Annotated in this window: 22 protein-coding genes; 13 read left to right on the forward strand and 9 right to left on the reverse strand. The window is 32.8% G+C overall.

Annotated elements, in window-relative coordinates:
• Positions 1–219: 219 nt before the first annotated feature.
• Positions 220–3,738 (reverse strand): TraB/GumN family protein, encoded by a 3,519-nt coding sequence (locus tag HM986_RS05675; protein ID WP_179334076.1) that lies wholly within the window; start codon positions 3,736–3,738, stop codon positions 220–222.
• A 312-nt stretch (positions 3,739–4,050) separates the two neighbouring features.
• Between HM986_RS05675 and hemH the strand changes: the two genes are divergently transcribed.
• From hemH to HM986_RS05725, 10 genes are all read left to right on the forward strand, one after another.
• Positions 4,051–5,088: a ferrochelatase gene (gene hemH / locus HM986_RS05680; protein ID WP_179334077.1), complete on the forward strand. Its 1,038-nt coding sequence runs from the start codon at positions 4,051–4,053 to the stop codon at positions 5,086–5,088.
• A complete protein-coding gene (locus HM986_RS05685) occupies positions 5,088–6,437 on the forward strand; it encodes an MATE family efflux transporter (protein WP_179334078.1) in 1,350 nt (449 codons plus the stop codon). Before hemH ends, HM986_RS05685 begins: the two co-directional genes overlap by 1 nt.
• A 4-nt stretch (positions 6,438–6,441) precedes the next feature.
• The gene (locus tag HM986_RS05690) at positions 6,442–6,990 is read left to right on the forward strand and encodes a CopD family protein (RefSeq protein WP_179334079.1); all 549 of its coding nucleotides are present in this window, start codon (positions 6,442–6,444) and stop codon (positions 6,988–6,990) included.
• 154 nt (positions 6,991–7,144) lie between these two features.
• On the forward strand, positions 7,145–8,566 hold the full coding sequence (locus HM986_RS05695) for a sensor histidine kinase (RefSeq protein WP_179334406.1): 1,422 nt from the start codon (positions 7,145–7,147) through the stop codon (positions 8,564–8,566).
• Between the two features lie 65 nt (positions 8,567–8,631).
• Positions 8,632–9,414 (forward strand): enoyl-CoA hydratase/isomerase family protein, encoded by a 783-nt coding sequence (locus tag HM986_RS05700; protein WP_179334080.1) that lies wholly within the window; start codon positions 8,632–8,634, stop codon positions 9,412–9,414.
• Between the two features lie 160 nt (positions 9,415–9,574).
• A complete protein-coding gene (locus tag HM986_RS05705; protein WP_179334081.1) occupies positions 9,575–11,623 on the forward strand; it encodes a tetratricopeptide repeat-containing sensor histidine kinase in 2,049 nt (682 codons plus the stop codon).
• A 96-nt stretch (positions 11,624–11,719) separates the two neighbouring features.
• Positions 11,720–12,376 carry a response regulator gene (locus HM986_RS05710; protein WP_179334082.1) on the forward strand — a complete coding sequence of 219 codons (657 nt, stop codon included), beginning with the start codon at positions 11,720–11,722 and terminating at the stop codon, positions 12,374–12,376.
• 350 nt (positions 12,377–12,726) lie between these two features.
• A complete protein-coding gene (locus HM986_RS05715) occupies positions 12,727–13,218 on the forward strand; it encodes a hypothetical protein (RefSeq protein WP_179334083.1) in 492 nt (163 codons plus the stop codon).
• A gap of 59 nt (positions 13,219–13,277) precedes the next feature.
• The gene (locus HM986_RS05720) at positions 13,278–13,442 is read left to right on the forward strand and encodes a hypothetical protein (protein WP_179334084.1); all 165 of its coding nucleotides are present in this window, start codon (positions 13,278–13,280) and stop codon (positions 13,440–13,442) included.
• Between the two features lie 301 nt (positions 13,443–13,743).
• On the forward strand, positions 13,744–14,820 hold the full coding sequence (locus HM986_RS05725) for a PA0069 family radical SAM protein (protein ID WP_179334085.1): 1,077 nt from the start codon (positions 13,744–13,746) through the stop codon (positions 14,818–14,820).
• A 65-nt stretch (positions 14,821–14,885) separates the two neighbouring features.
• Here the strand turns inward: HM986_RS05725 and HM986_RS05730 are convergent, their stop codons facing one another.
• A complete protein-coding gene (locus tag HM986_RS05730; protein WP_179334086.1) occupies positions 14,886–15,443 on the reverse strand; it encodes a hypothetical protein in 558 nt (185 codons plus the stop codon).
• Between the two features lie 397 nt (positions 15,444–15,840).
• The gene (locus HM986_RS05735; protein ID WP_179334087.1) at positions 15,841–16,398 is read right to left on the reverse strand and encodes a hypothetical protein; all 558 of its coding nucleotides are present in this window, start codon (positions 16,396–16,398) and stop codon (positions 15,841–15,843) included.
• Positions 16,399–16,737: 339 nt separating this feature from the next.
• Between HM986_RS05735 and HM986_RS05740 the strand changes: the two genes are divergently transcribed.
• Both HM986_RS05740 and HM986_RS05745 read left to right on the forward strand, forming a co-directional pair.
• Positions 16,738–17,610, forward strand: coding sequence for an AraC family transcriptional regulator (locus tag HM986_RS05740; RefSeq protein WP_179334088.1), 873 nt, complete (start codon positions 16,738–16,740; stop codon positions 17,608–17,610).
• 16 nt (positions 17,611–17,626) lie between these two features.
• Positions 17,627–17,800: a hypothetical protein gene (locus HM986_RS05745; protein ID WP_179334089.1), complete on the forward strand. Its 174-nt coding sequence runs from the start codon at positions 17,627–17,629 to the stop codon at positions 17,798–17,800.
• 5 nt (positions 17,801–17,805) lie between these two features.
• Here HM986_RS05745 and HM986_RS05750 read toward each other — a convergent pair whose 3' ends face one another.
• From HM986_RS05750 to HM986_RS05765, 4 genes are all read right to left on the reverse strand, one after another.
• Entirely contained in the window at positions 17,806–18,468 is a 663-nt protein-coding gene (locus HM986_RS05750) for an HD domain-containing protein (RefSeq protein WP_179334090.1), read from the reverse strand.
• 9 nt (positions 18,469–18,477) lie between these two features.
• Positions 18,478–19,458 (reverse strand): acyl-ACP desaturase, encoded by a 981-nt coding sequence (locus tag HM986_RS05755; RefSeq protein WP_179334091.1) that lies wholly within the window; start codon positions 19,456–19,458, stop codon positions 18,478–18,480.
• Positions 19,459–19,478: 20 nt separating this feature from the next.
• Positions 19,479–20,216: a lysophospholipid acyltransferase family protein gene (locus HM986_RS05760; protein WP_179334092.1), complete on the reverse strand. Its 738-nt coding sequence runs from the start codon at positions 20,214–20,216 to the stop codon at positions 19,479–19,481.
• A 377-nt stretch (positions 20,217–20,593) separates the two neighbouring features.
• Entirely contained in the window at positions 20,594–21,004 is a 411-nt protein-coding gene (locus HM986_RS05765; protein WP_179334093.1) for a BrxA/BrxB family bacilliredoxin, read from the reverse strand.
• A gap of 274 nt (positions 21,005–21,278) precedes the next feature.
• Here HM986_RS05765 and HM986_RS05770 point away from each other — a divergent pair, with 274 nt between their 5' ends.
• Positions 21,279–22,067, forward strand: coding sequence for a TerB family tellurite resistance protein (locus HM986_RS05770; protein WP_179334094.1), 789 nt, complete (start codon positions 21,279–21,281; stop codon positions 22,065–22,067).
• Between the two features lie 236 nt (positions 22,068–22,303).
• On the opposite strand, the gene HM986_RS05775 is transcribed toward HM986_RS05770, so the two are convergent.
• Positions 22,304–23,464 (reverse strand): metal ABC transporter permease, encoded by a 1,161-nt coding sequence (locus HM986_RS05775; RefSeq protein ID WP_179334095.1) that lies wholly within the window; start codon positions 23,462–23,464, stop codon positions 22,304–22,306.
• The gene (locus HM986_RS05780; protein WP_179334096.1) at positions 23,457–24,584 is read right to left on the reverse strand and encodes a metal ABC transporter permease; all 1,128 of its coding nucleotides are present in this window, start codon (positions 24,582–24,584) and stop codon (positions 23,457–23,459) included. Before HM986_RS05780 ends, HM986_RS05775 begins: the two co-directional genes overlap by 8 nt.
• Positions 24,585–24,633 lie beyond the last annotated feature (49 nt).

Consider the following 24,633-nt stretch of genomic DNA (forward strand, 5'->3'; position numbering starts at 1 on the left):
ACTAATACTGCCAAGGAAAGGTACAAACAGAATTATAAGTGACCAAACTAAAAAATTAAATCTAATCTCGTTTTTTGAAGCTAAAACCAAGCTTGTAATAATTAATGAAACAAACATTAATAAAAAGACAATAACTTGAAATGGGGAAATCATTAGATTAAAAGGGGAAATCATTAGATTAAAATTTAGGTGGTTATAGTCAAAAATACGAAAAATAGTTTAATAATCATAATACCCATCACCACCAGTAGGCGTTACACGTTGTCTATCCTTATAAATCGCTAGATTAAGGATTTCAGTATATTGCTCTTCGAGTTCTTTCGTTTTATCAACCATAGTACCATAACTTTCTGAAATAGAATAGTAATCTACAACCAATTGCTTTGGGTCTTTTGGCTTAATGAATGAAATGTAATGTAAGGCTTCAACCTTGCCAGAATACTCGTCATCCTTATCTATTTTAAAGAAATACATTACGGCATTTTTGCCTTTATCGGTCACAAAATCGCGCTTAAAAAGAAAGGCAATTGAATCTTTTTCTTTTTCATAATTGGCGTCCGATAAAAGTTTGGATTTGGCAAATTGTTGTTGGTTAATACCGATAGATTTTAGTTTGCCCAATAGTTTAGAAGCATCTAATTCTTCTAAAAGCAAATATTCGTTTTCTTCATCATTAACAAGCTTTTCAGTAAGTTGATATGGAATTGTTTCTTTGGCCTTAGTTAATAATACGTAATACTTTACTAAGGCATTTGTGTCATCAACATTAAGCAATTTTGAAAAGAAATCTTGAGCGGTACGTTCATTTCTATAAGGAAAAATCAATCGTACATAAGTCGCTAAATTTTGAGAATACGAATTATAACCGTAATTACTATAGCTTCCTAAATTTCGCTTAATTTCCATTTTTGCGTCATTTATGAGCTGATTTTTATATTTTTTATAAGATTTTTGCTTTACTAATCCGCTATCACTAACCTTGGCTAGCAAAGAGTAAAGTGGTTGCTTATATTCTTGTATGGTGCTATATTCTAGTATTTTAGGGAACAATGAAGCTTTTAGCTCTAAAGAGTCTTGGTGGTTATAGTTATAAAACATGCTGCCCACACTTCCTAAAGGTAAATCGCGCTCCATTAATTCTAAAGCAATGGTATAAGACTCTTTTGTGTTAGAATCTAATAAACCTTCTAAGATAGACGTCTGTGTTTGAGGATCAGAATAACTATCGTGATACAATTGCTTTATAAATGGTAAATTATTCTTTAAATCAATTTCAATGAGTTGTTCTACTAGGTACGATTTAATGTCTAGACGCTCTTTATCGAATTCAAAATCCTTTAGAATTAAAGCAATGTCTTTGCTATTGTGTTTCTTAAATTTAATAAGGCCATAAGATTCCAAGATAATACTATCTTTTGCTCTTAAAGCTTCAAAAAATTGCGTGGTCTTATCTGTTAAAACATCTTTTCCTAAAAGGGTGTCTTTTGGTGTAAATGAGTCATAAAATTCGGTAACAAAAGTAGAAGGACCACTTATGGAATCTATCAAGGTTTTTAATTCGAAAAGCACTCCTTCCTTCAAAATATTCTTCACTAATACTTGTTTTGAGCTTGCAGAATCTGAGTAACTAAAGCTATTGGTATAAATATTGTCATCTGTTTTAGAAGACGTACGATTAGAAATGTGAAATGCTTTTTCAGTTTTATAATAACGTGCTCTGTAGTTTACTTTCTCTTCTAAATCCTTCCACAGGCTATCTGCATTATAAAACATTTGCAAATCGTGAAACTTAGTTCTGGAGACAGAAATTTGTTCATTCGCATAGGTAGAATAAACCGTTTCGTTTATGGTTTGTTCATAATCTTTCGCCTTTTTACCTCCATTATAATTGTAGTTATAAGGATTTGGCAAAGGTGCTTTTCCGTTTGTATTAACCGAAAAATGTAAAGAGGTATCTGTCACTTTTTCAAAACCTGAATAATCCGTCTTATTGAACTTAAACGATTTAAAAAATGCAGCTTTGTCAGCTTCATTGGTGCCAACGTAACCTAGGAGATAATAGCTACCGTCTTTAACAATGGTTTTTAGATGTAATTTTTTGTTGGTATCAGCATCTAAAATTGCATTAGATTCATAGGTTTTATAATCGCCTGCTTTGAAGCCACCTTCAGCTTCAACTAATTTATAATTTTTATATAATGAGTGGTGAAAATACTTAGCTTCAAAACTATCTTCTTCAATATAAGTTAAGTCGTTTAAAACCGCTTCTTCAATAAAATAGTAAGCACCATTTTTATGGCCTTCTACTAGCTTTTTTCCATAGTTGTCCATATTACTAGAAATGTAATATTCAGGAAAATCAACTTGAAATTTACGCCTTGGTGATGTAAACACTTTTGTTCCATCAGAAGGGGTTTTCAAAACTATCGAATTAAAAATCTTAGATTCATGTTTAAGCACAAAATCACTACGGCCCGCAAATTTTATGATAATAATTTCTAAAGGAGTTTCATAAATATGGTACTTCTGAAATTCTCCTTTCTTAGTTTTATTAACGATGCTAATTCCAGGATAAGGCGTGGTTAATTCTTCCTTCTTAATAATATCACCAGGAATATCTTCGTATAATAAATGATCAATCTCTTTTAAGGTAATATTTGATTTTTCATTTGGCAAATAGGTAAAACGACTGATTCTATTTAGAGTTAAATAAGCGCCATTGGTCATATCTGGATCCAAATAATATTTTTGTCCGCCATAAGAAAACTCACGCAGTTCATCATAGGTATTGATACTTAAAAAACCATCAGGGCTACTGTGTTTTTTAAGTTCTGGTGTTACAAAAAGACTATCGAGTTTTGTTTTTTCTGTTTTACTGTAATCGGTTTGTTCAGACGTTAATGATTTTACGGTGTAACCTCTGTTGCGCAACATATTAATCATGCCGTGTTCACCTGGTAAATGGGCTGCACCGACTCCGGCAAAAACAGATTGGGTTGGCATCAATTTTTCTAGAGAAATCACCATATTCTCATTTCTAATGTAAAGCATATTTTTACGGAAGAATTCGGTGTTAACACCGGCACCAATAGAGTCCAATAAGTCTAAGTTTCTGTCGCGATATAAATTTTCTTGAATTAAATAGGCATTCTCTCTAGCATATAATTTTTGTAGCCATGGATCTAATTCTTTTTTATTTGCATTGTAAGCTGCTTTTGTAGTTAAGTATCGCGATTCTTCTAAATCCTCTAGCGCGTATATTTTTTTATTATTTTTCTTTCCAGCTTGAAAAATAAACATGTCCAAATAGGTCTCCTCTTCAAAATTATCTGAAGAACTATTTTTGCGGTATAAATAAGAGTTTACAGCATTGTTATCCATACGAACGGTACCCCTAATGGCCATTTCTTCAGGGTGCGTTAACTTAAAAAGATTGGTATAGAAATCCTCGTTATAATTGTTGTACGCAGCCATTTGACCAAGCATCATTTCATAATTAAAACCTGGCCATGTCGTTGGGTCCGATTCTAAAGCAATACAATCACTTTGATTTAAGGCTTTATAAAAAACATCGTCTAAGCGAAAAGCTACTTTTTTGCTGACGTGCATGGTGCCATAAAGGTAAGACGGCTTGTCTAGTCCGTTGCCTGTAATCTTCCAAAGTAAACTCTGATATTGTTGTTGAGAAAACACAACTAATGTAAATAATGTAAGGAGTATGGTTAAGATTTTTTTCATGTGTTTGTACGTATTGACTTTTAATTAGCCACATGCAGTTCGTTATAAATTATGTCTTTACATAATAAAATTTTGAACATGCTCGGTTCATAATAAAATGTGATCAAGGCTTGTAAAGATATTTAAATCCTTTAAACAGACTTGTAGAAATAGTTAAACTCGATTAAAAACAAGTAATAAAACTAATTGTTTCGATATCTATAACCTAAAAGTAGATAAAATATTTTAAGATGATAGGATAAATAAAACCAATACAAACCATTATTAAGTATTGCGATTAGTATCGTATTTTTGTAGTTGAAAATGTAAAGCATGTCAAAAGGAATTTTATTAGTTAATTTGGGCTCTCCAGACAGTCCAAGCCCTAAAGATGTTAAGAAATATCTAGGTGAATTTTTAATGGACGAGCGCGTTATTGACTTGCCATTAGTGGCGCGTGCTATTTTAGTGAAAGGTATTATTTTAAATACTAGACCTAAAGCATCAGCAGCAGCGTATCAAAAAATTTGGTGGGAGGAAGGCTCTCCGTTAATTGTACTTTCAGAGCGACTTCAAGATAAAGTTCAGCAAAAAGTTGATTATCCTGTGGCATTAGCTATGCGTTATGGTAGGATGACAATTAAAAAAGGATTACAAGAATTGGTTGATAAAGGCTGTACGGAAATAAAGACTATTCCATTGTATCCACAATTTGCCATGGCAACAACAGAAACAATCGATGTAAAAGTAGATGAGTTGGTGGCCGAACATTTTCCAGATATAACAATTACACGAACTCCAGCATTTTATAATCGTGAAGATTATATCAATGTACTTTCAAAAAGTATTGGTGAAACATTGAATGATTTGGATTATGAACATATCCTATTTAGTTATCATGGAGTTCCTGAGAGACATATTCGAAAAAGTGATATTACTAACGGCAATTGCCAAATGAACGGCAAATGCTGTTTTAAAATGGGTAGTAAACAACATGAGTTTTGTTACCGTCATCAGTGTGAAATTACTACGGTAAATGTGGCTAAAAAACTAGGTTTAAAAAATGGAACGTATTCTACAACGTTTCAATCGAGACTTGGTTTTGATCCATGGTTAAAGCCTTATACGGACCGAACAATTGAGAGAATGGGTAAGGCAGGCACTAAAAAAATGGCTATTGTAACTCCGGCCTTTGTAAGCGATTGTTTAGAAACGTTAGAAGAAATTGCAATGGAAGGCGAAGAAATTTTTCACGAAATGGGAGGAAAGGAATTTACAGTAATTCCTTGTCTTAATGATCGTGATGATTTCGCTGAAGTAGTGGCTAAAATCGTAAGCGAGTGGGCGACTGCTGAAACTAAAGCCGTATAATGGCAAATGTATCGTCACAAGATCTAGGGAATGAACCTATAGGCAAATTGTTAATTAGGCAAGCCGTACCAGCTTCTATTGGTATTTTGGTGATGTCGCTTAATATCTTGGTCGATACTATTTTTGTGGGTAATTGGATTGGCTCTACAGCCATTGCTGCGATTAACGTGGTATTGCCAGTGTCGTTTTTTATTGCTGCACTTGGGATGGCTATCGGTATCGGAGGGTCTTCAATAATTTCACGTGCTTTAGGGGCTAATAATGCAGTTAAGGCTCTAAAAACTTTTGGGAATCAGCTGACGCTGACATTATTATTTACGGTGACCTTTGCTGTTTTTGGACTTTATTTTGTAGATACATTAATTCCTGCTTTTGGAGGAAAAGGCAATATTTTTGGGCCTGCAAAAGTATATTATGAAATCATTCTTTACGGTGTGCCTATTTTAGGTTTTGTAATGATGGGTAATAATGTTATTAGAGCAGAAGGTAAACCTAAATTTGCGATGTATGCCATGCTTATTCCGTCTGTTGGCAATTTAGTATTAGACTATATTTTTATCAATATTTTAGATTACGGAATGGCTGGGGCAGCATGGGCAACAACAGGATCTTATGTTGTGGCCTTTCTGTTCATTTTTTGGTATTTCTTATCCGATAATTCTGAATTAAAAATTAACCTTTCACATTTTAAATTAGAAAAATCAATCGTATCTGAAATTGCATCATTAGGTTTTGTAACCTTAGCGCGGCAAGCTGTTGTAAGTGTTACGTTCTTGTTGGTAAATAATGCGCTCTTTAACTTTGGAGGAGAAACCTCAGTTACGGCATATGCAATCGTAGGGAGGATGATGATGTTTGTATTGTTTCCTGTTTTTGGAATTACACAAGGCTTTATCCCTATTGCAGGTTTTAATTATGGTGCAGAAAAATATCAACGTGTTAAGGAATCTATTTATACAGCCATAAAATATGCTACTGTTTTAGGAACCGTAGTATTTATTGGTTTAATGTTCTTTCCCGAAACTATTACTAAATGGTTTACATCAGATCCTGATGTTATTAGAATTACCCCTAATAATATGAGATGGGCTTTTGCTGCGGTGCCAATATTAGCTTTGCAACTTATTGGTGCGGCCTATTTTCAGGCAGTTGGTAAGGCATTGCCGGCATTGTTATTAACACTAACGAGACAAGCTATTTTTTTTATTCCATTAATGTATATCTTACCAGTATATTTTGGTGAATTAGGAATTTGGATTGCGTTCCCGGTTTCTGATGTGTTATCGACCCTTGTCACTGGTTATTTTTTAAAAAGAGAGATTAATAAAACATTAGCAGATATAATTTAATCGCATGGAATATTATAATTACATAAAATCATTACATCTCATTTTTGTGATTACGTGGTTTGCTGGCTTGTTCTACATTCCAAGATTATTTGTATATCAAATTGAAGCGTTTCATAAGCCATCACCAGAAAAAGAAATTTTGGGAAAGCAGTTAAAGTTAATGGCAAAACGCCTTTGGTTTATTATTACGTGGCCATCTGCAGTTTTAGCTACACTTTTTGCAGTTTGGCTATTGATTTTAACGCCAAGTTGGTTACAACAAAGTTGGATGCATGTAAAATTACTTTTTGTGTTTCTATTATTTATCTATCATTTTAAAACTCATTTGTATTTTAAACAACTTCAAAAAGACGAGGTTAAAGTCACGTCTAATTTTATGCGAATTTGGAACGAAGGAGCTACATTTATCCTGTTTGCTGTTGTTTTTCTAGTCATTCTAAAAAGTTCTATCAACTGGATTTTTGGAGTATTAGGTATTGTGGTTTTAGGAATTTTATTAATGTTAGGTTTTAAGCTCTATAAAAATATACGTTCCAAAAATCCGGAAGCCTAATCGATTTTTAGAGATTTGAAATGTACGCATGCCGTCTTTGGATTGATTATTGCTATATTTAAAACTTATATTTCAGAATTAAAATACGTCCATTTCCTTGGGCACTTCAATAATGATGCAACGCCTTTCTTTAAGAGCCCGAATAAATGTAGCCATGATACTTTTAGTACTTGTAGCATCGGTTTTAATAGCTGCAGTAACTATTTATCAGTATAGCGAAGAGGCTAAGGAATATCATAGTGAACGCTTAGAACGTAAAGAAAAAGCAATTAAGCAGAGTATTAATTTTGTTATAGGAGAAACTACATATCCTGTTACTACGAGTAATATTCCATTAATTTTTAAAGATGAAATTTTTGAAATAGATGCCATTCATAATTTGCAAATTAACCTTTATGATTTAGATGGGCAATTACTTAAAAGTTCAAAACGAACCATTCAAAGAGATTCTTCAGATCTCTGTTTAGATGTTGAAATATTAAACACCTTATCTAACACTTTAGAACATCGTTTTGTGGTGAAGAATAATGTTGCCGGACAAACGTTTCAGTCATCCTACACTTATATTATGGATGAAAAATTTAAGACTTTGGCCATTTTAAATTTACCCTATTTAGAAAATGACGATTTTTTTAATAAAGAGCTGAAAGAGTTTTTAAAACGTTTGGCTTATGCCTATTTAGTATTGATTTTAGTTGCTATTGTCATTGCCTATTTTATATCTAAGTTTATAACCAAATCACTACGAACTATAAGTGATAAGATGAATGAAACACGATTAGAGAAGCGAAATACAAAAATTCAGATAGGCTCATCTAGTGATGAAATCTCAACGCTTATTAATTCGTATAATAGTATGATTGATGAGCTCGAAGCCAGTGCTGTAGTTTTAGCAACCAATGAGCGCGAGCAAGCCTGGCGCGAAATGGCAAAACAAGTGGCTCACGAGATTAAAAATCCATTAACGCCCATGCGCTTAACCGTGCAAAGTTTCCAGCGTAAATTTAATCCGGAAGATGAAAACATTCACAAAAAATTAGATGAATATAGTAATACGTTAATTCAACAAATCGATACCATGAGTTCTATTGCTTCGGCATTTTCGAATTTTGCGAAGATGCCAGCGCAGAAAAGTGAAGTGCTTAATGTTGTTCATATAGTAAAAATGGCTCTCGATATTTTTAATGAAGAGTATATTGAATTCTATTCTGAAACCGAAGAAATTATTGCTAAATTTGATAGAACGCAGTTAATACGAGTCGTTACTAATTTGGTGAAAAATGGTATTCAAGCAATTCCTAATGACGCTGAAAATCCTAAAATTGAAGTGCGTGTTTTTAGCGAAGGTGACAATGTAAATATTACTATTGAGGACAATGGCTCTGGAATAGATGAGCAAACTAAAGACAAGATATTCGAGCCAAAATTCACTACTAAATCAAGCGGCATGGGTTTAGGTTTGGCTATGGTAAAAAACATTGTAGAAACTTATAATGGAAGTATTACCTTTAGCACGCAATTAGGAAAAGGGACTATTTTTAAAGTCACATTTCCTGCGCAAGCAAGAATTTCTTAGTAAAAAAAACTAAGATAAAATAATAACAAAATTCCTATTTTTCATAGGAATGAAAACATATTTCAATGAACTACGAAAACATACTTTCAGATTATTATAACGGAATTACAACGATCACAATCAATAGACCAAAGAAGTTAAATGCATTAAATAAAGCGACCATTCAAGAATTACATGATGCTTTTGATGCTGCAGATACAGATGAAAACACTAAAGTTATCATCCTTACCGGAAGCGGTGAAAAAGCCTTTGTAGCAGGTGCAGATATTAGTGAATTTGCGGATTTTAGCATCGATGAAGGTGGAAAACTAGCTGCACAAGGGCAGGCGTTATTATTCGATTTTGTGGAAAGCTTAAGTACTCCGGTAATAGCAGCAGTCAATGGTTTTGCACTTGGTGGGGGACTAGAATTAGCTATGGCCTGTCATTTTAGGGTAGCGAGCACCAATGCTAAAATGGGATTACCAGAAGTATCTCTAGGGGTGATTCCGGGTTATGGCGGTACGCAACGTTTACCACAATTAGTAGGTAAGGGTAGAGCTATGGAAATGGTAATGACAGCAGGTATGATTGATGCTAATCAAGCATTAAATTACGGTTTAGTAAACCACGTTGTTGAGCTCGAAGAATTACTACCATTAGCAGAGAAGATTGCAAGTAAAATAATGCGAAATTCTTCTGTTGCCATCAGTAAAGCCATTAAAGCGATTAACGCGAATTACAAAGACGGAAAAGATGGTTACAAAGTAGAAATTAAACAATTTGGAAAATGCTTCGGAACAGAAGATTTTGTAGAAGGCACTACCGCCTTTTTGGAGAAGCGTAAAGCGGATTTTCCAGGGAAGTAACTTCTTAATATCTAACTAAATTTATTATACCTCTGTTAATTGAAAATCATATAACGTCAATTAACAGAGGTTTTTTTCTTTCCTACCTAATAGTTTAACAAAATGTACGGTTTTACCGTAATGGGGTATCCTGTTATTTCTATTTCTTTATTTTTAGAGAATGAAAAAGTATTTATTTTTCTTATTAGCCATATTTGTTTTATTCTCTTGTAAAGAAGAAATAAACATAAGCAAAGAGCCACCTTTACCTAAAGAGGTGGATTCTTTGTTTAAAGTGGCGTATAATAATTCTTTAACTCTTGATACTAGAGAAGCAGCTATTAATAACATTGATAATTATCTTAACCAACGCAAGAATGATTCTACAAGAAGAAGAAATTATTTGAAAGTTGCTAATAGATATTATAGTATTAATAATCATGAAGGTCGTTATAAGAGTGCTAAAATGGCAAATGAATTAGCTGTAAGAGCTAGGGATACTTTCATAATTGCCCGAAGCAATATGTATCTTGGGAAATACTATTTACACTTAAACAAGATGGATAGTGCTTTTTATTATAGTTATAAGGCTTCTACTTATTTTTCTAGTGCAAAGGATAATGAAACCCAAAAAAGTGCATTATCTACACTATCGTTAATTTTAAAATCAGTTAAAAATTATACAGAGAGTGAAAAATATGTAATTAAAGCATTAGAAATAGTGGAAAGTGATAATAATTATTTTTCCAAATATGGGGTTTATAATACCTTGGGTAAATTATTTGCTGAAACCAAAAAATATGATTTAGCTTTTGACTACCATAATAGAGCGCTTAATGCAACAGACCATTTTAATGAAAAGCAAAAAACGTATCAATTAAGATTAAAGTCTCAGTCGTTGCTTAATATCGCCATTTTAAAAATGGATCAAGGATTATATAGGGAAGCCGAAACCTATTTTGAGAAAGCGGATAACTTAGGTATACTTCCCAAACAAAACCCTATAAATTATGCCTATTTCTTAGAAAATTGGGCATACAATAGACATAGATTAAAAAAAAATAAGGTGATGTCGCTTTTTAATAAAGCGTTGCGCGTGCACGACAGTGTAAATTCGCCGTCTCGTAGTACGGGAGAGTTGCTTTTGGCGAAGTATTATAAGGATATAAAAAATAATGATTCGGCTTTTTATTTTGCACAAAAGGCATACTATACCACTAGGAAAAATGGACAATTAGGAGAGGAGCTGAAAGCCTTACATTTAATGGCACAAACCGATAGTTTAAAAAAAACAAGACAATGGTACGAAACCTATTTAACCTTACAAGATAGCATTACTTTAAACGAACGCAACCAACAAGAAAAGTTTGCCCTAATTGAGTTTAACACCGAAAATTTAATAAAAGAAAAACAATCTGCTGAAAAAGAAAGAGACAAAGCGGATAAAGGATTTTGGGTCGCAACACTATTGAGTGTACTCATTTTGGTAATATCCGTTATGGTCTATATCAATAGAGCCAGAAAATTAAAAAACAAAGAATTACTTCTAGCTCAAAAGGAATTAGAAGCCAATGAGAGCTTGTATAACCTAATGTTAGAAGAGCAATTTAAAATAGAGCAAGGTAAGCATTTTGAAAAAAAACGCATGTCTCAAGAATTGCATGATGGTATTTTAGGTAAGCTTTCAGGTATTCGTTTAAATCTATTTGTGCTTAACAAAAGAAAAGATGCAGAAACTGTTGAAAAGTGTTTGCCCTATATAAAAAGTTTACAGGACGTAGAAAAAGAAATACGCGCTATTTCGCATAATCTAAGTGAAGACTTGTTTTCAGATCAAGTGAATTTTACTAAAATGATTTCAAGTTTGTTTGAAAATATTACTGGTGATTCTAAATTAAAACTCAATTTATATTTTGATGAACTTATAGACTGGAAGGTTGTATCTAACTCTACTAAAATTGAAGTATACCGTATATTCCAAGAGGGATTACATAATATTAAAAAACATGCTAAAGCCAATACGGTTATAGTAAAGATGGAGCAAACCGAAACACATCTTGTTATTGAGCTTATAGATAATGGTGTAGGTTTTTCTAATACTATCAAATCAAAAGGTATTGGTCTTAAAAATATGAAGGAAAGAGCTAGTAAAATAAATGCGGAACTAAAAATAGTCTCGCAACCTAATTTAGGCACGACACTTTCAATTTCTATACCCAAAACCTTTTAATACTTTTTGTTAAAAAGGATTAAGTTGAATCCAAAGATAGGTATTGATTAATTTTTTTATATTTGGTTTTGCACCTATCTATTTTAGAACTACTATATGGAAGTATTGATTATTGACGACCATCCTATCCAAATAGATGGCTATAAAAGTATTTTGTCTTTAAGCGATATCAATGAGTTTCTTAATATTACGGCATGTTATAATTGTAAAGAGGCATATAAGATTATAACAACAACTCAGAGTAAAAATCGGTTTGCACTAGCCATAATAGACTACAGTATTCCGCCCTATGAGGATCAAAACTTATTTAACGGAGAGGATGTTGCACGTTTAATAAAAAGTCATTTTCCAGAAACAAGAATTGCAATTATTACCTCGCATACAGAAGCTATAGTGTTATATAATGTGCTAAAAAAAGTAAACCCTCAAGGACTTTTGGTTAAAAGTGATATAGATGGAGAAGAACTACTAGAAGCGTTCTCTGAAATCACAAAAGGAAACTATTACTTTTCTGAAAGCGTAAAGAAGGCAAAAAAACTACTCATATCGAAGGAAGAACTTTTAGATACTACCAATAGGAAAATCATTGAACTTTTAGCACAAGGTATTAAGACAAAAAACCTACCTACGCATCTGTCGCTTTCCCAAAGTGCTGTAGAAAAACGTAAATCTATTATAAAAGATGTCTTAGGTATTACCAAAGGTAACGATGAAGATATTTTAAGAGAAGTACGCAAACTCGGCCTACTTTAATTTCAACCATTTTTTAACGTTAACATATAGTACGGTTTTACCGTAATCCTACCTCTTTTTCTCATGTTACATTTACAGTGTCAATATGTTGCAACTTTAGTGATAACAACATTTTTGGCGTTAACCTATATGCTTCTAACCAAAATTTAGAGGAACTAAATATTAGATAAAACTAAACAGTTAAAATTTAATAAAAAAGACTCCATAAGGAAAAAGCTGTGATGGCTTCGCTAATACTAAAATAAACAGTATTTGATTTTTATATAATAGAATGAAAAATACTTAAATCAAGATTATCAACTAACAATCTAATTTATATAAATCTATTTTAATAATTAAAACTAAAAACCATGAAAACAAGATTATTTATTATTGCATTTTTTCTGTTTAATTGTATCCTATTCGCTCAATCAAAATTTACATTAGGGTTTGATTTAAGTGAGCAGTTTATGCAAAAGGATGTGGGGCTAAACATTGAAGGTTTATTAGGCTACAACTTAAATTCTGATATAACTCTTGTACTAAGTGCGTCTAATGCAACAATGGAAAATAAGGATTTAGACTTAAAGTATAAATTAGACAAGTATGCTTTTCAAGTAAATTATGATTTCGGAAAATCTGAAACCTCTAAGTTTGAATCTATATTTGGGTTGTCTTACGTTAATTTTGATAAGAAGCTAAATCTTGAAGACGATAATGGATTAGGGATTGATTTAGGTGTTCAAGTCTTATTTGGTTTAAAGAGCAAACTGCAATATGGCCTTAGGATTGTTTCAACTTACAGTAGTATTGCTCCTGGTGGCATATTAAATGCAGGAGCAATTTTTAAATACAACTTATAGAGTTGTAGTTGGTTCGCTTTAATGTAAATGCTTTTCTTCAAAATTAATTATTAGTCCTTATGAAACGTGTAATCTACATCTTATTAGCAGCTTTATTAGCCGTTACAGTGGTATCATTGATATTTTGGTTAATAACAGGGGAAGTTAATATTGTTGCCTCAATTACGGGAGCAATGGTTGTTGTTCTATTATCAATTAAAGCCTCAAAAGATAAACACTTTTAGAGCTGTTATAATAGTCTCTATTATTTTAAATCTGAACTCTGAGTTTGTCCATCGACAGATTCAGAGTTTTATTATTAGTAAAAGTTATAGATATCAATATGTCGTCTTTCATTAGTATCTTCTTTTAGTGCTTTAAATAATGCACCTTCTGGTATTTAAACTGTTCTTTCTAGTTTTGAGTAAAACACCAAAGTAATAGTGTTAGATACAAAAATTAATACGGTTTTGGATACCATAATTAATTAAGTTAAAACTACAACCTGTAGCCACGTTCAGCTGTTTTTCATACTAATTTTAGGGTATGATACATCCCAAATCCACAATTAAAGGTAGAGGCGCACAGCAAAATACACATAATCGTTTTTTTGAGTTGTCTTACGAAATACGAGACGATTTTCTGGAGTTTTGCCATAAAGAAGGTGAAACTGTAGATAAAAACAAAACTCAATATCTTAATGTATTTCCAAAGACAATTGTCAATAAAGTAGCAAGTCCAGATGTTGGTATGGCCTATTCCATGAATATGTACCAAGGTTGCGAACATGGTTGTATTTATTGCTATGCAAGAAATTCGCACGAATTTTGGGGTTATAGTGCTGGCTTAGATTTTGAACGTAAGATATTAGTTAAAAAAGACGCTCCTAAATTATTAGAAGCCCATCTCAAAAAGAAAAGTTGGAATGCACAGACCATTGTTATGTCGGGTAATACCGATTGTTACCAACCCGCAGAACATCAATTTGAGATCACTAGGCAATGTTTAGCTGTGTTTTTAAAGTATAAACATCCTGTAAGTATCATTACCAAAAATGCTTTAATTTTAAGAGATTTAGATCTTTTAAAGGCCTTGGCAGAGGATAATTTAATATCAGTAAATGTTTCTATAACATCGCTATCAGAAGATACTAGACGAATTTTAGAACCGAGAACTGCAACCATAAAAAAACGACTTCAAGTAGTAAAAGAATTAAGTGATAGTGGTATTCCTATAAATGTGATGTTGGCACCTATTATTCCATCAATAAATAGTCATGAGATTTTACCAATGGCAAAAGCCGTTTCAGAAGCCGGAGCTTTAAGTATTGGGCACACTATTGTAAGATTAAATGGAGCTATTGGAGAAATTTTTAGCGATTGGATAAGAAAAACAATGCCAGACAAGGCTGATAAAGTCTTGAGACAAATTGAGAATTGCCATGGCGGCACGCTTAATGAAAGCAGGTATGGAGTGAGAATGCGTGGTGAAGGGCAAATTGCACAACAGATTAATGATTTAGTGAAATTGGCGAGGTTAAAGTACTTTAATAATAAAGTGATGCCTGTATTAAATACAAAGCTTCATGAGCCTTTTAAAAATGGGCAAATGAAACTGTTTTAAACAAAAAAAAAGTGGGCTCTCTACAACCCACTTTTAACTAAATAAACTAATAAATAAACAATAATCTAAATTTTGAAGTTTTCAACAAACACACGACCATTTGCTCTGATTATAGCAGTGTATTCGCCTTTAAGGTTTTGGTCTAATTTGTAAACACGGTTTAATACGTCACTACCTTTAATAGTTTCAGAATAGATGATTTCATTTTTGAAATACAATTCAACATCCATTTCGTTACTATCTACAGCTAATTTTGAAATAATAAGTTGAGCGTTATTAAGTCTAAATACAGGCTTAAAAATCTGCTTATTTGTAGTTTCCAAAAATGTAACTTTATGCGCTTTTACTTTTATAGAGTTAATATTTATTTCGAAATCTTTATTCACTTCAACAGTGTAAACACCATCTTGTAATTGTGAAAAATCATAAAGATTCTGTATGTTTCCGTTGAAATTAATACTACCACTGTAAAGTACCACTCCTGATGCATCTGATACAGAAATATGATCTCCTTTACTAACTAAATCTGAAGTAGGAATAACATCTGTTTTTGCGTTGGCATAGCTCGTCAATGATCCTAAGGTTACGGCTAATACTAAAATTGTTTTAAATGCTGTTTTCATAATCTTTAATTTTAATCGTTTAAAAGCTGGATTTATAATTTAGTTCATAGCAATTTTTTGAGACTCCAGCTTCAAACGATTCAACACTGCAAATTTAGGACAGCTATAGAATGTAGAAAACAACGATTTTGGCACATTTATATGCTAAATTAACCTTAGGATTTTAGGTGGTAATTTTGTGGGTTAAAATAGTATATATTGATGGTAATCTTCTATAGGTTTATTTAGGCCATTACGCTTGGGTATTCTTAATAAATAATGGTATTAGTTGCTAGTAATAAGGTGATTATGGTTGTGAAAAGACACTATAATATAGGGATAAGTACGCTAGTTTTAATCAAAAAAAAAGTGGACCACAAAAGGTCCACTTTTAAAATAAATTGTTTTTAAATATATGTTATATTTCGAAGTTTTTAATAAATACTCTGTCGTTAGATCTTACAATTGCAGTATATTCTCCGCTTATATTTTGATCTAATTTGTAGGTTCTATTTAATACTCCACTTCCATTAATGGTTTCAGAGTGTATTAACTCATTGCTATAATAAAGTTCAATTTTCATTTCAGAAGCATCTAAAGCTAATTTTGAAATTAAGACTTTGCCTTTTTCAACTCTAAACACAGGCTTAAAAATCTTTTCGCTTTTGTGGCTTAAAAAATTAACCTCGTTGTTTTTTACCTCTACAGTATCAATATCAATTTCAAAGTCTTTATTAACTTCAATAATGTATATACCATCTTGTAATTGCGAGAAATCATAAAGGTGGCTGATATTACCATCATAATTAATAAGACCACTGAATACTATTTTTCCTAAAGCATCAGTTACTGAAATTGAATTTCCTTTTTTTACATTATTAAAAGTGGGTGTTACTTCTAATGTTGTAATGGCGTAGCTTGTACATGTTCCTAACATCACAGCTAATACTAAAATGTTTTTAAATAATGTTTTCATATGTTTCAATTTATTGATTTTAAAGTGTGAGATACTGTTTGCTATTTGTCTGTTTTTTGTGATATAACTCTCAGTAGGCTTGGTTCTTATTGTTTCATTTTTTGGATTATAACAGACATTTAAAATGCGCATTTTTTTTATGATCAGTTATAATGATTTAACACTACAAATGTATAAAGTCTTTAGGTTCAGGAAAACATCGATTTTGGTGCATTTGTATGTAAAATTAACCTTATGATTGTCTCAGAAAGTATATACGGATAAAATAGAATATATTATTGGTAATTATATATAGGTTTTCATCTTAAATAGACTTAACTTTGCAGCAATAAATCTATGATGAATACAAGGAAACCTACGTTAGAGAAAATTAGCCCCGAATTTGGTAGTTCTCTTAAAGTAAAAAAGAACGATGTATATACAGGAGAAAGTAAGCCCTTTTGGCACTTTCATCCAGAGATGGAATTGGTATATGTAAATAAAGGCCAAGGGAAACGCCATATAGGAAATCACTTATCTTATTTTAATAATAGTCAATTGTTATTACTAGGATCCAATCTGCCTCACAATGGGTTTACAGATCGTCTTACAATTAATGGTAGTGAAACTATAGTTCAATTTAAGCCAGAGTTTTTAGGTGAACATTTTTTTGATATTCCAGAAATGGAGGATATTTATAAAATGTTTGAACGTTCTAAAAAGGGTATTCTTTTTGGGATTAAAACAAAGCAAAAATTTGGTAAAAAGATCGAAAAGTTAAATGAAAAAGAAGGCTTCAAAAAAATATTAATATTTCTTGAAGTACTTCATGGCTTGGCCAAATGTGAAGATTATACCTTGTTAAATGTAGATGGTTTTGCCTTTGAAACCGAACCGCAAGATAGTGCTAAGATTGATGTTGTTATTAAGCATATAAATCAAAATTTCCAGGAGCATATTAGTTTAGACGAAATTGCCGATAAGGTAAATATGACGGTCCCTGCATTTTGTCGGTATTTTAAAAAAGTAACAGGCAAAACATTTACTAAGTTGGTTAATGAATACCGTATTGTACATGCGACCAAATTACTTTCGGAAAGTCAAATGAGTATAGCAGATGTTAGTTTTGAATGTGGCTTCAATAATTTTTCGCACTTTAATAAACTATTTAAAGAGTTTACAGGTAAGAGTGCTTCTAAATATAGAGGTAAGTTAAAATTAATGGTTCAATAATTATAATTTAATTTTTATGGGTAAGAAAATTGATACTGCTATGATGTACTATTCTAAAAAAGGTCAGGATATTTTGGATGCCGTAAATTCTAATAGTAATTTATCTGCAGATGAAATTATTCATTACGGACAAGAAATGGCTGAAATTGAATATAAGTTAACGGCCTTAGAGGTGGCTAAAGAGAGCTAATAAATTTATTTCTCACCGTCCCATTCTGCAAAAAACTGTTTTAGAAAATCTTCCATATACTTATGGCGTTCTAAAGCAATGCGTTGGCCTGTTTTAGTATTTAACTGATCTTTTAGCAATAGCAATTTTTCGTAGAAATGATTAATTGTTGGCGCTTCTGAGTTCTTATAGTCAGCTTTAGTCATGCTAAGATTAGGCTTTATCTTGGGGTCATAAAGGGCTCTGTTTTTAAAACCTCCATAGTTAAAACAACGTGCAATACCAATAGCTCCAATAGCATCTATACGGTCGGCATCTTGTACAACTTCCATTTCTTTGGAAGTGAATGATGTATGTAAATCAAATGAATTTTTAAAAGACATATGATCTATAATCTGAGTAACATGCTCAATAACTTCGCTATCTACATTGTGTTTTAAAAGAAAGGTGCTGGCTATTTTAGAGCCAAGTGCTTCGTCTCCATTATGAAATTTGGGGTCTGCAATATCATGAAGTAAAGCCGCTAGTGAAACGACTGTAATATTTACGTTTTCATGCTTAGCAATTAGCAAACTGTTTTTGTAAACACGTTCTATATGAAACCAATCGTGCCCTCCCTCAGCATTATTGAGTTCGGTTTTAACGAAATCTATGGTAGCTTCAATAAGTTGTGCATCAGAAATTGTCATACCAAATGATTACGCAGGATCAACCCATTTAAATTGAAATGAATTCTCAGGAATTTTCATACGTTCAGACAAGCGATACATTCTTGGAGGTAGTTTCATTAAATAGTCTCTTGCTTTTTCAGCTTCCTCATTAAGTCCTGTCATTTTGCCTATTTCCCAACGATCAATCAGTTTCTGTAAGATATCTACATAATCGTTAGAGGTGTAAACACCAAGTCGTTGTGCTGTATTAGAAAATTCTTCAAAAGCGGTTCCAATACTTTCACCAGATTCTCTTAAGAAATGTGCAGGCATTGCAATTTTGCGTTTCATCATATCGTGAAAAGCCATCATCATCTGATTAGGATCTACAGCAAAAATGCGCTCTACGAACTCAGAATAAGCATGGTGGTGACGCATTTCGTCTCCAGAAATAATTTTACACATTTTAGCCAATTGTTTATTCCCTTTTTGTTTGGCTATTTTAGCCACACGGTTATGAGAAACATAAGTCGCTAATTCTTGAAAACTTGTATAAACGAAGTTTTTATAAGGATCTCTACTAGTACCAATATCAAAACCGTCGTTAATTAAATACTGTGTGGTTTTTTCTATCTCGCGCATATTAACACGTCCGGATAAATACAAGTATTTATTTAAAACATCTCCATGTCTGTTTTCTTCACCTGTCCAGTGTCTTATCCATGTAGACCAGCCATTTGGTTCTACTTGGTCTATACCTTCCACGTCCATAAGCCACGATTCGTAAGTCGGCAAGGCTTCCTCGGTTATCATATCACCTACTAAAACCACCCAAAAATCGTAAGGTAGCTCTTTAGAAAGTGCTCTAATTTCTTTTACCTCTTCAAAAAATGAATCTTTAGTTGAGTCTGGTAAGAAATCCGTAGGTTGCCAGATTTTTTCAACAGGAATTAAATATTTTTCAATTAGCGATTGTACATCTTTTTCGAGATGTTGCATCACTTCTAATCTTACATTTTTTAGAGACATCTTAATGTTGTTTTTGGTAATTAATTCTCAATAGTAGCAACAATGGTTTGTTCAACGTGCTCAATTAATTCAGTCTTATTTGTAAAGTTAATAATTTCTATGGGCTTATGAACGGTAAATTTCATATGATTTCCTATTCCCATTGGGAAATTTCCATAGCGTAACATTTTCCATGAGTTATTAACCGTAATAGGAACAATAAGTGCGGATGGAACTTTTTTAATAAGCATTTCTAATCCTTTCGTTTTAAAAGGTTTTGGTGTACCATCTTTGCTACGCGTGCCTTCTGGGAAAATTACCGCTGCTCTTTTTGTTTTTTCAATATAATCTCCAAAGGTCATCATCGCAGAGAGTGATTGTCTAGGATTTTTTCGGTCTATTAAAACAGAACCTCCATGACGCAAGTTATAAGATACACTCGGAATTCCATTTCCTAATTCCTTTTTAGATACAAACTTTACATGGTGTTTGCGCAAATACCACATTATAGGAGAAATGTCGTACATGCTCTGATGATTAGATACGATAATTATAGGTCTGTCTGTAGGCAAATCGTACGAGTTATAGAAGGAGATTCTGGTTCCTAATAGATTAAGACAGCGCATGATGAAAAACTGTAATAGGTCTACTGTTTTTTTTAAGGCTTTATAACCAAATAGGTTGAAGCTAAGCCATTGTATAGGGTGAAATATAACTAAGGTGAGTCCAAAGCATATATAATATAAAACGGAGAGGGGGTAGGCTAATAGTTTTTGCACAACAATATATTTATTAAAGCAAAAATAATCAAAATCTTAAGGTTTGTAACTTTAAAAAAATAGGAATACATTGATTGTCTTCACAACTAAATCTATTTCGCAATGTTAGTATAGAATCGTCTAAAATTATTCTAGAAATTATGTTCCAATGAGTCGCTTATGAATTATAAGTTTTAACTAAAGTTAAGGTTGCTACACTTAAATTTATGAGCATAGGCAAAGGTCTTTTAGGAAATCACTAAAAGAAAAAAACCACGATAAAAATCGTGGTTTTTCTAATTTTAGGTCACTGAAATGTTGAATTTTTTTAAACGATGGTAATCATCTGATTTCTTAGAAAGGTGACCACGTTATTTCATTCCTAATAATGATAACTATTAACAATGCTCATTATAAGCATCTTTAAGATTCTCAGCAATTAATGCTGCAGGACGTCCTTCAATATGGTGACGTTCTAACATATGTACCAATTCTCCATCTTTAAATAAAGCCATACATGGCGAGCTTGGAGGAAAAGGAATCATATGTGCTCTTGCTGCGTCAACAGCTTCTTTGTCTACACCTGCAAAAACAGTAACGATATGGTCTGGTTTTTTTGCATTATCCAAGCTTGTTCTGGCACCTGGTCTTGCATTTGCTGCAGCGCAACCGCAAACTGAATTTACAACAACTAATGTTGTACCTTCTTTTGCAATAGCATTTTCTACAGCTTCTGATGTATGTAATTCTTCAAAACCTACATTGGTTAAATCCTCACGCATTGGTTTTACTAATTCTGCTGGATACATATTTTTATATTTTAATTAATCTTAATTTGAAGTGCAAAGATAATGAAAAATAGTAGGCCTTTGCTAGTCTTCCGTTCGTACTTTAAATGGTGCTATTTTGGTTTTCTATAGTAGTGCGTCTAAATTGTAAAGTGTGAATTTTAAATTATTAGGAATTTGTCATATATATAAGATAAGCTTATATGCAAAAGGTTAACTACAAAACGTAACAATTTACATTTTCATCCAACTAACATATAGTATATTTGCAACTTTAGAAAATCAAAAATAAATTATGAGTTTTGCAAAATGGATTGGTGGTGCTTTAGGTTGGTCTTTTGGAGGTCCAATAGGTGCTATTATAGGATTGGCTTTAGGTAGTTTTGTCGATAATTTAACTGATAGTGGAACGCCTTTAATTGGTGACCGTCAAGCAGGAAATCAACGGGATACGTATAGAAAAGTTCCTAATTATGGTCAGCGCACATCCCAGTCACAAACACAATCTGGTGATTTCGAAGTGAGCCTCTTAATTTTGGCTTCTATTGTTATTAAAGCCGATGGCAAACAAGATCAACGCGAACTCGACTTTGTGCGTCAACAATTTACCAACATGTATGGTAAAGATAGAGCGAATAAGGCTTTTGAATTGTTTAAACGTATAACCAAACAAAATATTTCTACACGCCAAGTTTGTGTGCAAATCAGGCAAATGATGGACCATGCGTCGCGTTTGCAATTACTTCATTTTTTATTCGGAATTGCTAAAGCGGATGGTTTAGTTACTGAGGATGAGTTGCGACAGATTTACACCATTACAGGGTATTTAGGCATAAGCAACAAGGACTTTGAGAGTATTAAAGCTATGTTTTATAACAGTAGTGATAATGCATATAAAATTCTTGAAATTGATAAGTCCGTCTCCGATGATGTTGTTAAAAAAGCATATCGATCTATGGCGATGAAATACCATCCAGATCGTGTTGGTCATTTAGGGAAAGAACATCAAGAAGGTGCCGAAGCTAAATTTAGACAAGTGCAAGAAGCTTATGAGCATATTCAGAAGGAGCGTGGCTTTAAGTAAATCTATTTTTTATTCTCTTTTTCTTTTAGTCGTTTTTCAATGTATTTAAAGTAGCGTTGTGTTTTATACTTATTGTAAATGAAAACACACAACACAATAAATCCTATGATGAGTAATCCGTTTTTACCAGTAAAGTAATTCAGTATATTCATGATGGTTTAAAAATATTAAGCTAAGTCGCTAAAAGATGATGATGCTTTCAATTTTATTTCAAAGGAATGATAAATATTTTGGTGTTACCCTCTAAACAAAAAGAAATCATCCTTCATGTCTTCAATCTGAGCATCTTCGTTGGTCATAATGTAGTCAATGGCTTTAGATGTAAATTCATCACCTTTTTTTGTTAATGACACAATATTTTTTTCAATATAAATCATGTTATTTTTTTGTGCTAAATCGAGAACGGTTTTAGCACGTACTTTTTGCCAATTGATATGTTCTCTTAAGTGATTGACGTGGCGTTCTTCAAGTTCATCATGATTTTTTAAGTGCAATAAAAAGGTTAATAAAGACACTTCGGTGCGTTGCTGTTTTTCTCTGTACATTACAGCAATGATGCCTTTTGATGGTGCAAACAAGTAGACTAATAAAAACACTAAACCAAGAACAGTTGTTATAGATCCTGCAATAGACGCATCTAACCAATGTGCGACCCAATAGCCAAAAATGGCACTGAAAATCCCAAAACTTATTGCTAAAGCCAGCATTTTCTTTAAATCTGTGGTTAGTAAATAAGCAGCAGCAGCAGGAGCAATCATTAAAGCCACTACTAAAATGGCGCCAACAGCATCAAAAGATCCAACAGTAGTAACGGAAGCCACAGACATTAATCCGTAATGAATAATCGCTGGTGAAAATCCAAGAGAAGCTGCTAGGCCTTTGTCAAATGTGCTTACTTTTAATTCTTTAAAAAATAGGATTAATAAGGTGAGTGTAATTAATAAAATGGTGCCTACTACCCAAAGTGATTTTGGTCCTACGTCAATTCCTGCAATTAGTAATCTATCGAAAGGAGCAAAAGCTAATTCGCCTAGCAAAACGGCATCGACATCCAAATGCACATCATTGGCATTTTTAGCAATAAGAATCACACCAATACTAAACAAAGCCGGAAATACTAATCCAATAGCGGTATCTTCTTTTACTAAACCTGTTTTTTGAATGTATTCTACTAAAACTACTGTTATAATTCCTGTTAATGCAGCAAGAAGAATTAATAAAGGTGAATTTAAATCTTGTGTAATAAAAAATCCAACTACGATTCCTGGTAAGATGGAATGGCTAATCGCATCGCTAATCATGGCCATTTTTCTGAGGACTAAGAACGTTCCTGGAATGGCACAGGCCACAGCAACTAGACTCGCAATCAATTGTATTTCAAGTTGTGCGTTACTCATCTTCAGTAGATTGTTTGGTGTATAAATTGGCAGCGGCCTCAAAACCTGTTTTGGTTAAACTCCACATGTTTCCATCGAGTTGAACATAATCTTTATCTACTAATTTTTGAAGCGTAGATCGTGTATAGCCTTGAAAATTATTTAAAAGTTTTATAGTGTGCGGATGCGAAATATCCTCGTGAGTTTCGGCGATATGATGCATAAAGGCTAAGGTTTTATGTAATTCTAAATCGCGACGATTTTTTATAAAACGAATTTGTTTAAACAGTAATCCACGATTCGGAGAAAATATAAATGAAAACATCACAAAAACACCAGCCACTAAAACAATTACCGGACCTGTAGATAAATTATCTTGACTCGCACTAATGGCTGTACCAAATACTCCAGAAAAAGCTCCGAAAATAGCAGCCAAAAACACCATAGTTGATAAGCTGTTCGTCCATTGTCTCGCGGCAGCAGCAGGAGCTAAGAGCATAGCACTCATTAAAACAACTCCAACGGTTTGAAGTCCTAAGACAATCGCTAAAACAATGAATGTCGTAATTAGAATGTCAATGAATCTGGTATTAAAACCGAGTGTTTTGGTATAATCCGCATCAAATAATAGAATTTTAAACTCTTTCCAAAAGGTGAGCATGACTATTAAACATAAGCCTGTAACAATCGCCATTAACCATACATCACTTTCCACTAATGTTGCGGCTTGTCCAAAAAGGTATTTGTCTAATCCAGCTTGGTTGGCATCGGGTTGTTTTTGAATAAAAGTTAGTAATAACATCCCAAAACCAAAAAATAAGGATAAAATTAAGCCTAAAGCCGTATCAGATTTTAAATGGGTTTTGGTGACGATTCCTCTAATCCAAAAGGTACCTATTAAGCCACTAATTAAAGCTCCTATTAGTAACGTGTTGCTGTCTTTTGAACCTGTAATTAAAAAAGCTATGGCAATACCTGGTAATGCGGCATGAGAAATGGCATCTCCCAATAAACTCTGTTTTCTGAGTACCGCAAAACTTCCTAACATACCTGTAACAGCCCCTAAAATTGCTGTTCCTAGTGTGATGGTTCTTAAGGTGTAGTCTGTGAAGACTAGTTTTATGTATTCTGTTATGTCCACAATTCCTGCGAAAGCAGGAATCTCATCCTACTTTGTAATATTTTTTTCG

Origin of the sequence: Winogradskyella costae, from assembly GCF_013403865.1 — a bacterium.
Classification (GTDB): domain Bacteria; phylum Bacteroidota; class Bacteroidia; order Flavobacteriales; family Flavobacteriaceae; genus Winogradskyella; species Winogradskyella costae.

What these genes read in the sequence shown, in the direction of transcription:
- HM986_RS05730 (WP_179334086.1), bottom strand. Translation starts at nt 15,443, where the DNA reads ATGAAAACAGCATTTAAAACAATTTTAGTATTAGCCGTAACCTTAGGA.
- HM986_RS05715 (WP_179334083.1), top strand. Translation starts at nt 12,727, where the DNA reads ATGAAAACAAGATTATTTATTATTGCATTTTTTCTGTTTAATTGTATC.
- HM986_RS05755 (WP_179334091.1), bottom strand. Translation starts at nt 19,458, where the DNA reads ATGTCTCTAAAAAATGTAAGATTAGAAGTGATGCAACATCTCGAAAAA.
- HM986_RS05710 (WP_179334082.1), top strand. Translation starts at nt 11,720, where the DNA reads ATGGAAGTATTGATTATTGACGACCATCCTATCCAAATAGATGGCTAT.
- HM986_RS05750 (WP_179334090.1), bottom strand. Translation starts at nt 18,468, where the DNA reads ATGACAATTTCTGATGCACAACTTATTGAAGCTACCATAGATTTCGTT.
- hemH (WP_179334077.1), top strand. Translation starts at nt 4,051, where the DNA reads ATGTCAAAAGGAATTTTATTAGTTAATTTGGGCTCTCCAGACAGTCCA.
- HM986_RS05770 (WP_179334094.1), top strand. Translation starts at nt 21,279, where the DNA reads ATGAGTTTTGCAAAATGGATTGGTGGTGCTTTAGGTTGGTCTTTTGGA.
- HM986_RS05675 (WP_179334076.1), bottom strand. Translation starts at nt 3,738, where the DNA reads ATGAAAAAAATCTTAACCATACTCCTTACATTATTTACATTAGTTGTG.
- HM986_RS05740 (WP_179334088.1), top strand. Translation starts at nt 16,738, where the DNA reads ATGAATACAAGGAAACCTACGTTAGAGAAAATTAGCCCCGAATTTGGT.
- HM986_RS05765 (WP_179334093.1), bottom strand. Translation starts at nt 21,004, where the DNA reads ATGTATCCAGCAGAATTAGTAAAACCAATGCGTGAGGATTTAACCAAT.
- HM986_RS05775 (WP_179334095.1), bottom strand. Translation starts at nt 23,464, where the DNA reads ATGAGTAACGCACAACTTGAAATACAATTGATTGCGAGTCTAGTTGCT.
- HM986_RS05690 (WP_179334079.1), top strand. Translation starts at nt 6,442, where the DNA reads ATGGAATATTATAATTACATAAAATCATTACATCTCATTTTTGTGATT.
- HM986_RS05685 (WP_179334078.1), top strand. Translation starts at nt 5,088, where the DNA reads ATGGCAAATGTATCGTCACAAGATCTAGGGAATGAACCTATAGGCAAA.
- HM986_RS05735 (WP_179334087.1), bottom strand. Translation starts at nt 16,398, where the DNA reads ATGAAAACATTATTTAAAAACATTTTAGTATTAGCTGTGATGTTAGGA.
- HM986_RS05745 (WP_179334089.1), top strand. Translation starts at nt 17,627, where the DNA reads ATGGGTAAGAAAATTGATACTGCTATGATGTACTATTCTAAAAAAGGT.
- HM986_RS05705 (WP_179334081.1), top strand. Translation starts at nt 9,575, where the DNA reads ATGAAAAAGTATTTATTTTTCTTATTAGCCATATTTGTTTTATTCTCT.
- HM986_RS05700 (WP_179334080.1), top strand. Translation starts at nt 8,632, where the DNA reads ATGAACTACGAAAACATACTTTCAGATTATTATAACGGAATTACAACG.
- HM986_RS05725 (WP_179334085.1), top strand. Translation starts at nt 13,744, where the DNA reads ATGATACATCCCAAATCCACAATTAAAGGTAGAGGCGCACAGCAAAAT.
- HM986_RS05720 (WP_179334084.1), top strand. Translation starts at nt 13,278, where the DNA reads ATGAAACGTGTAATCTACATCTTATTAGCAGCTTTATTAGCCGTTACA.
- HM986_RS05695 (WP_179334406.1), top strand. Translation starts at nt 7,145, where the DNA reads ATGATACTTTTAGTACTTGTAGCATCGGTTTTAATAGCTGCAGTAACT.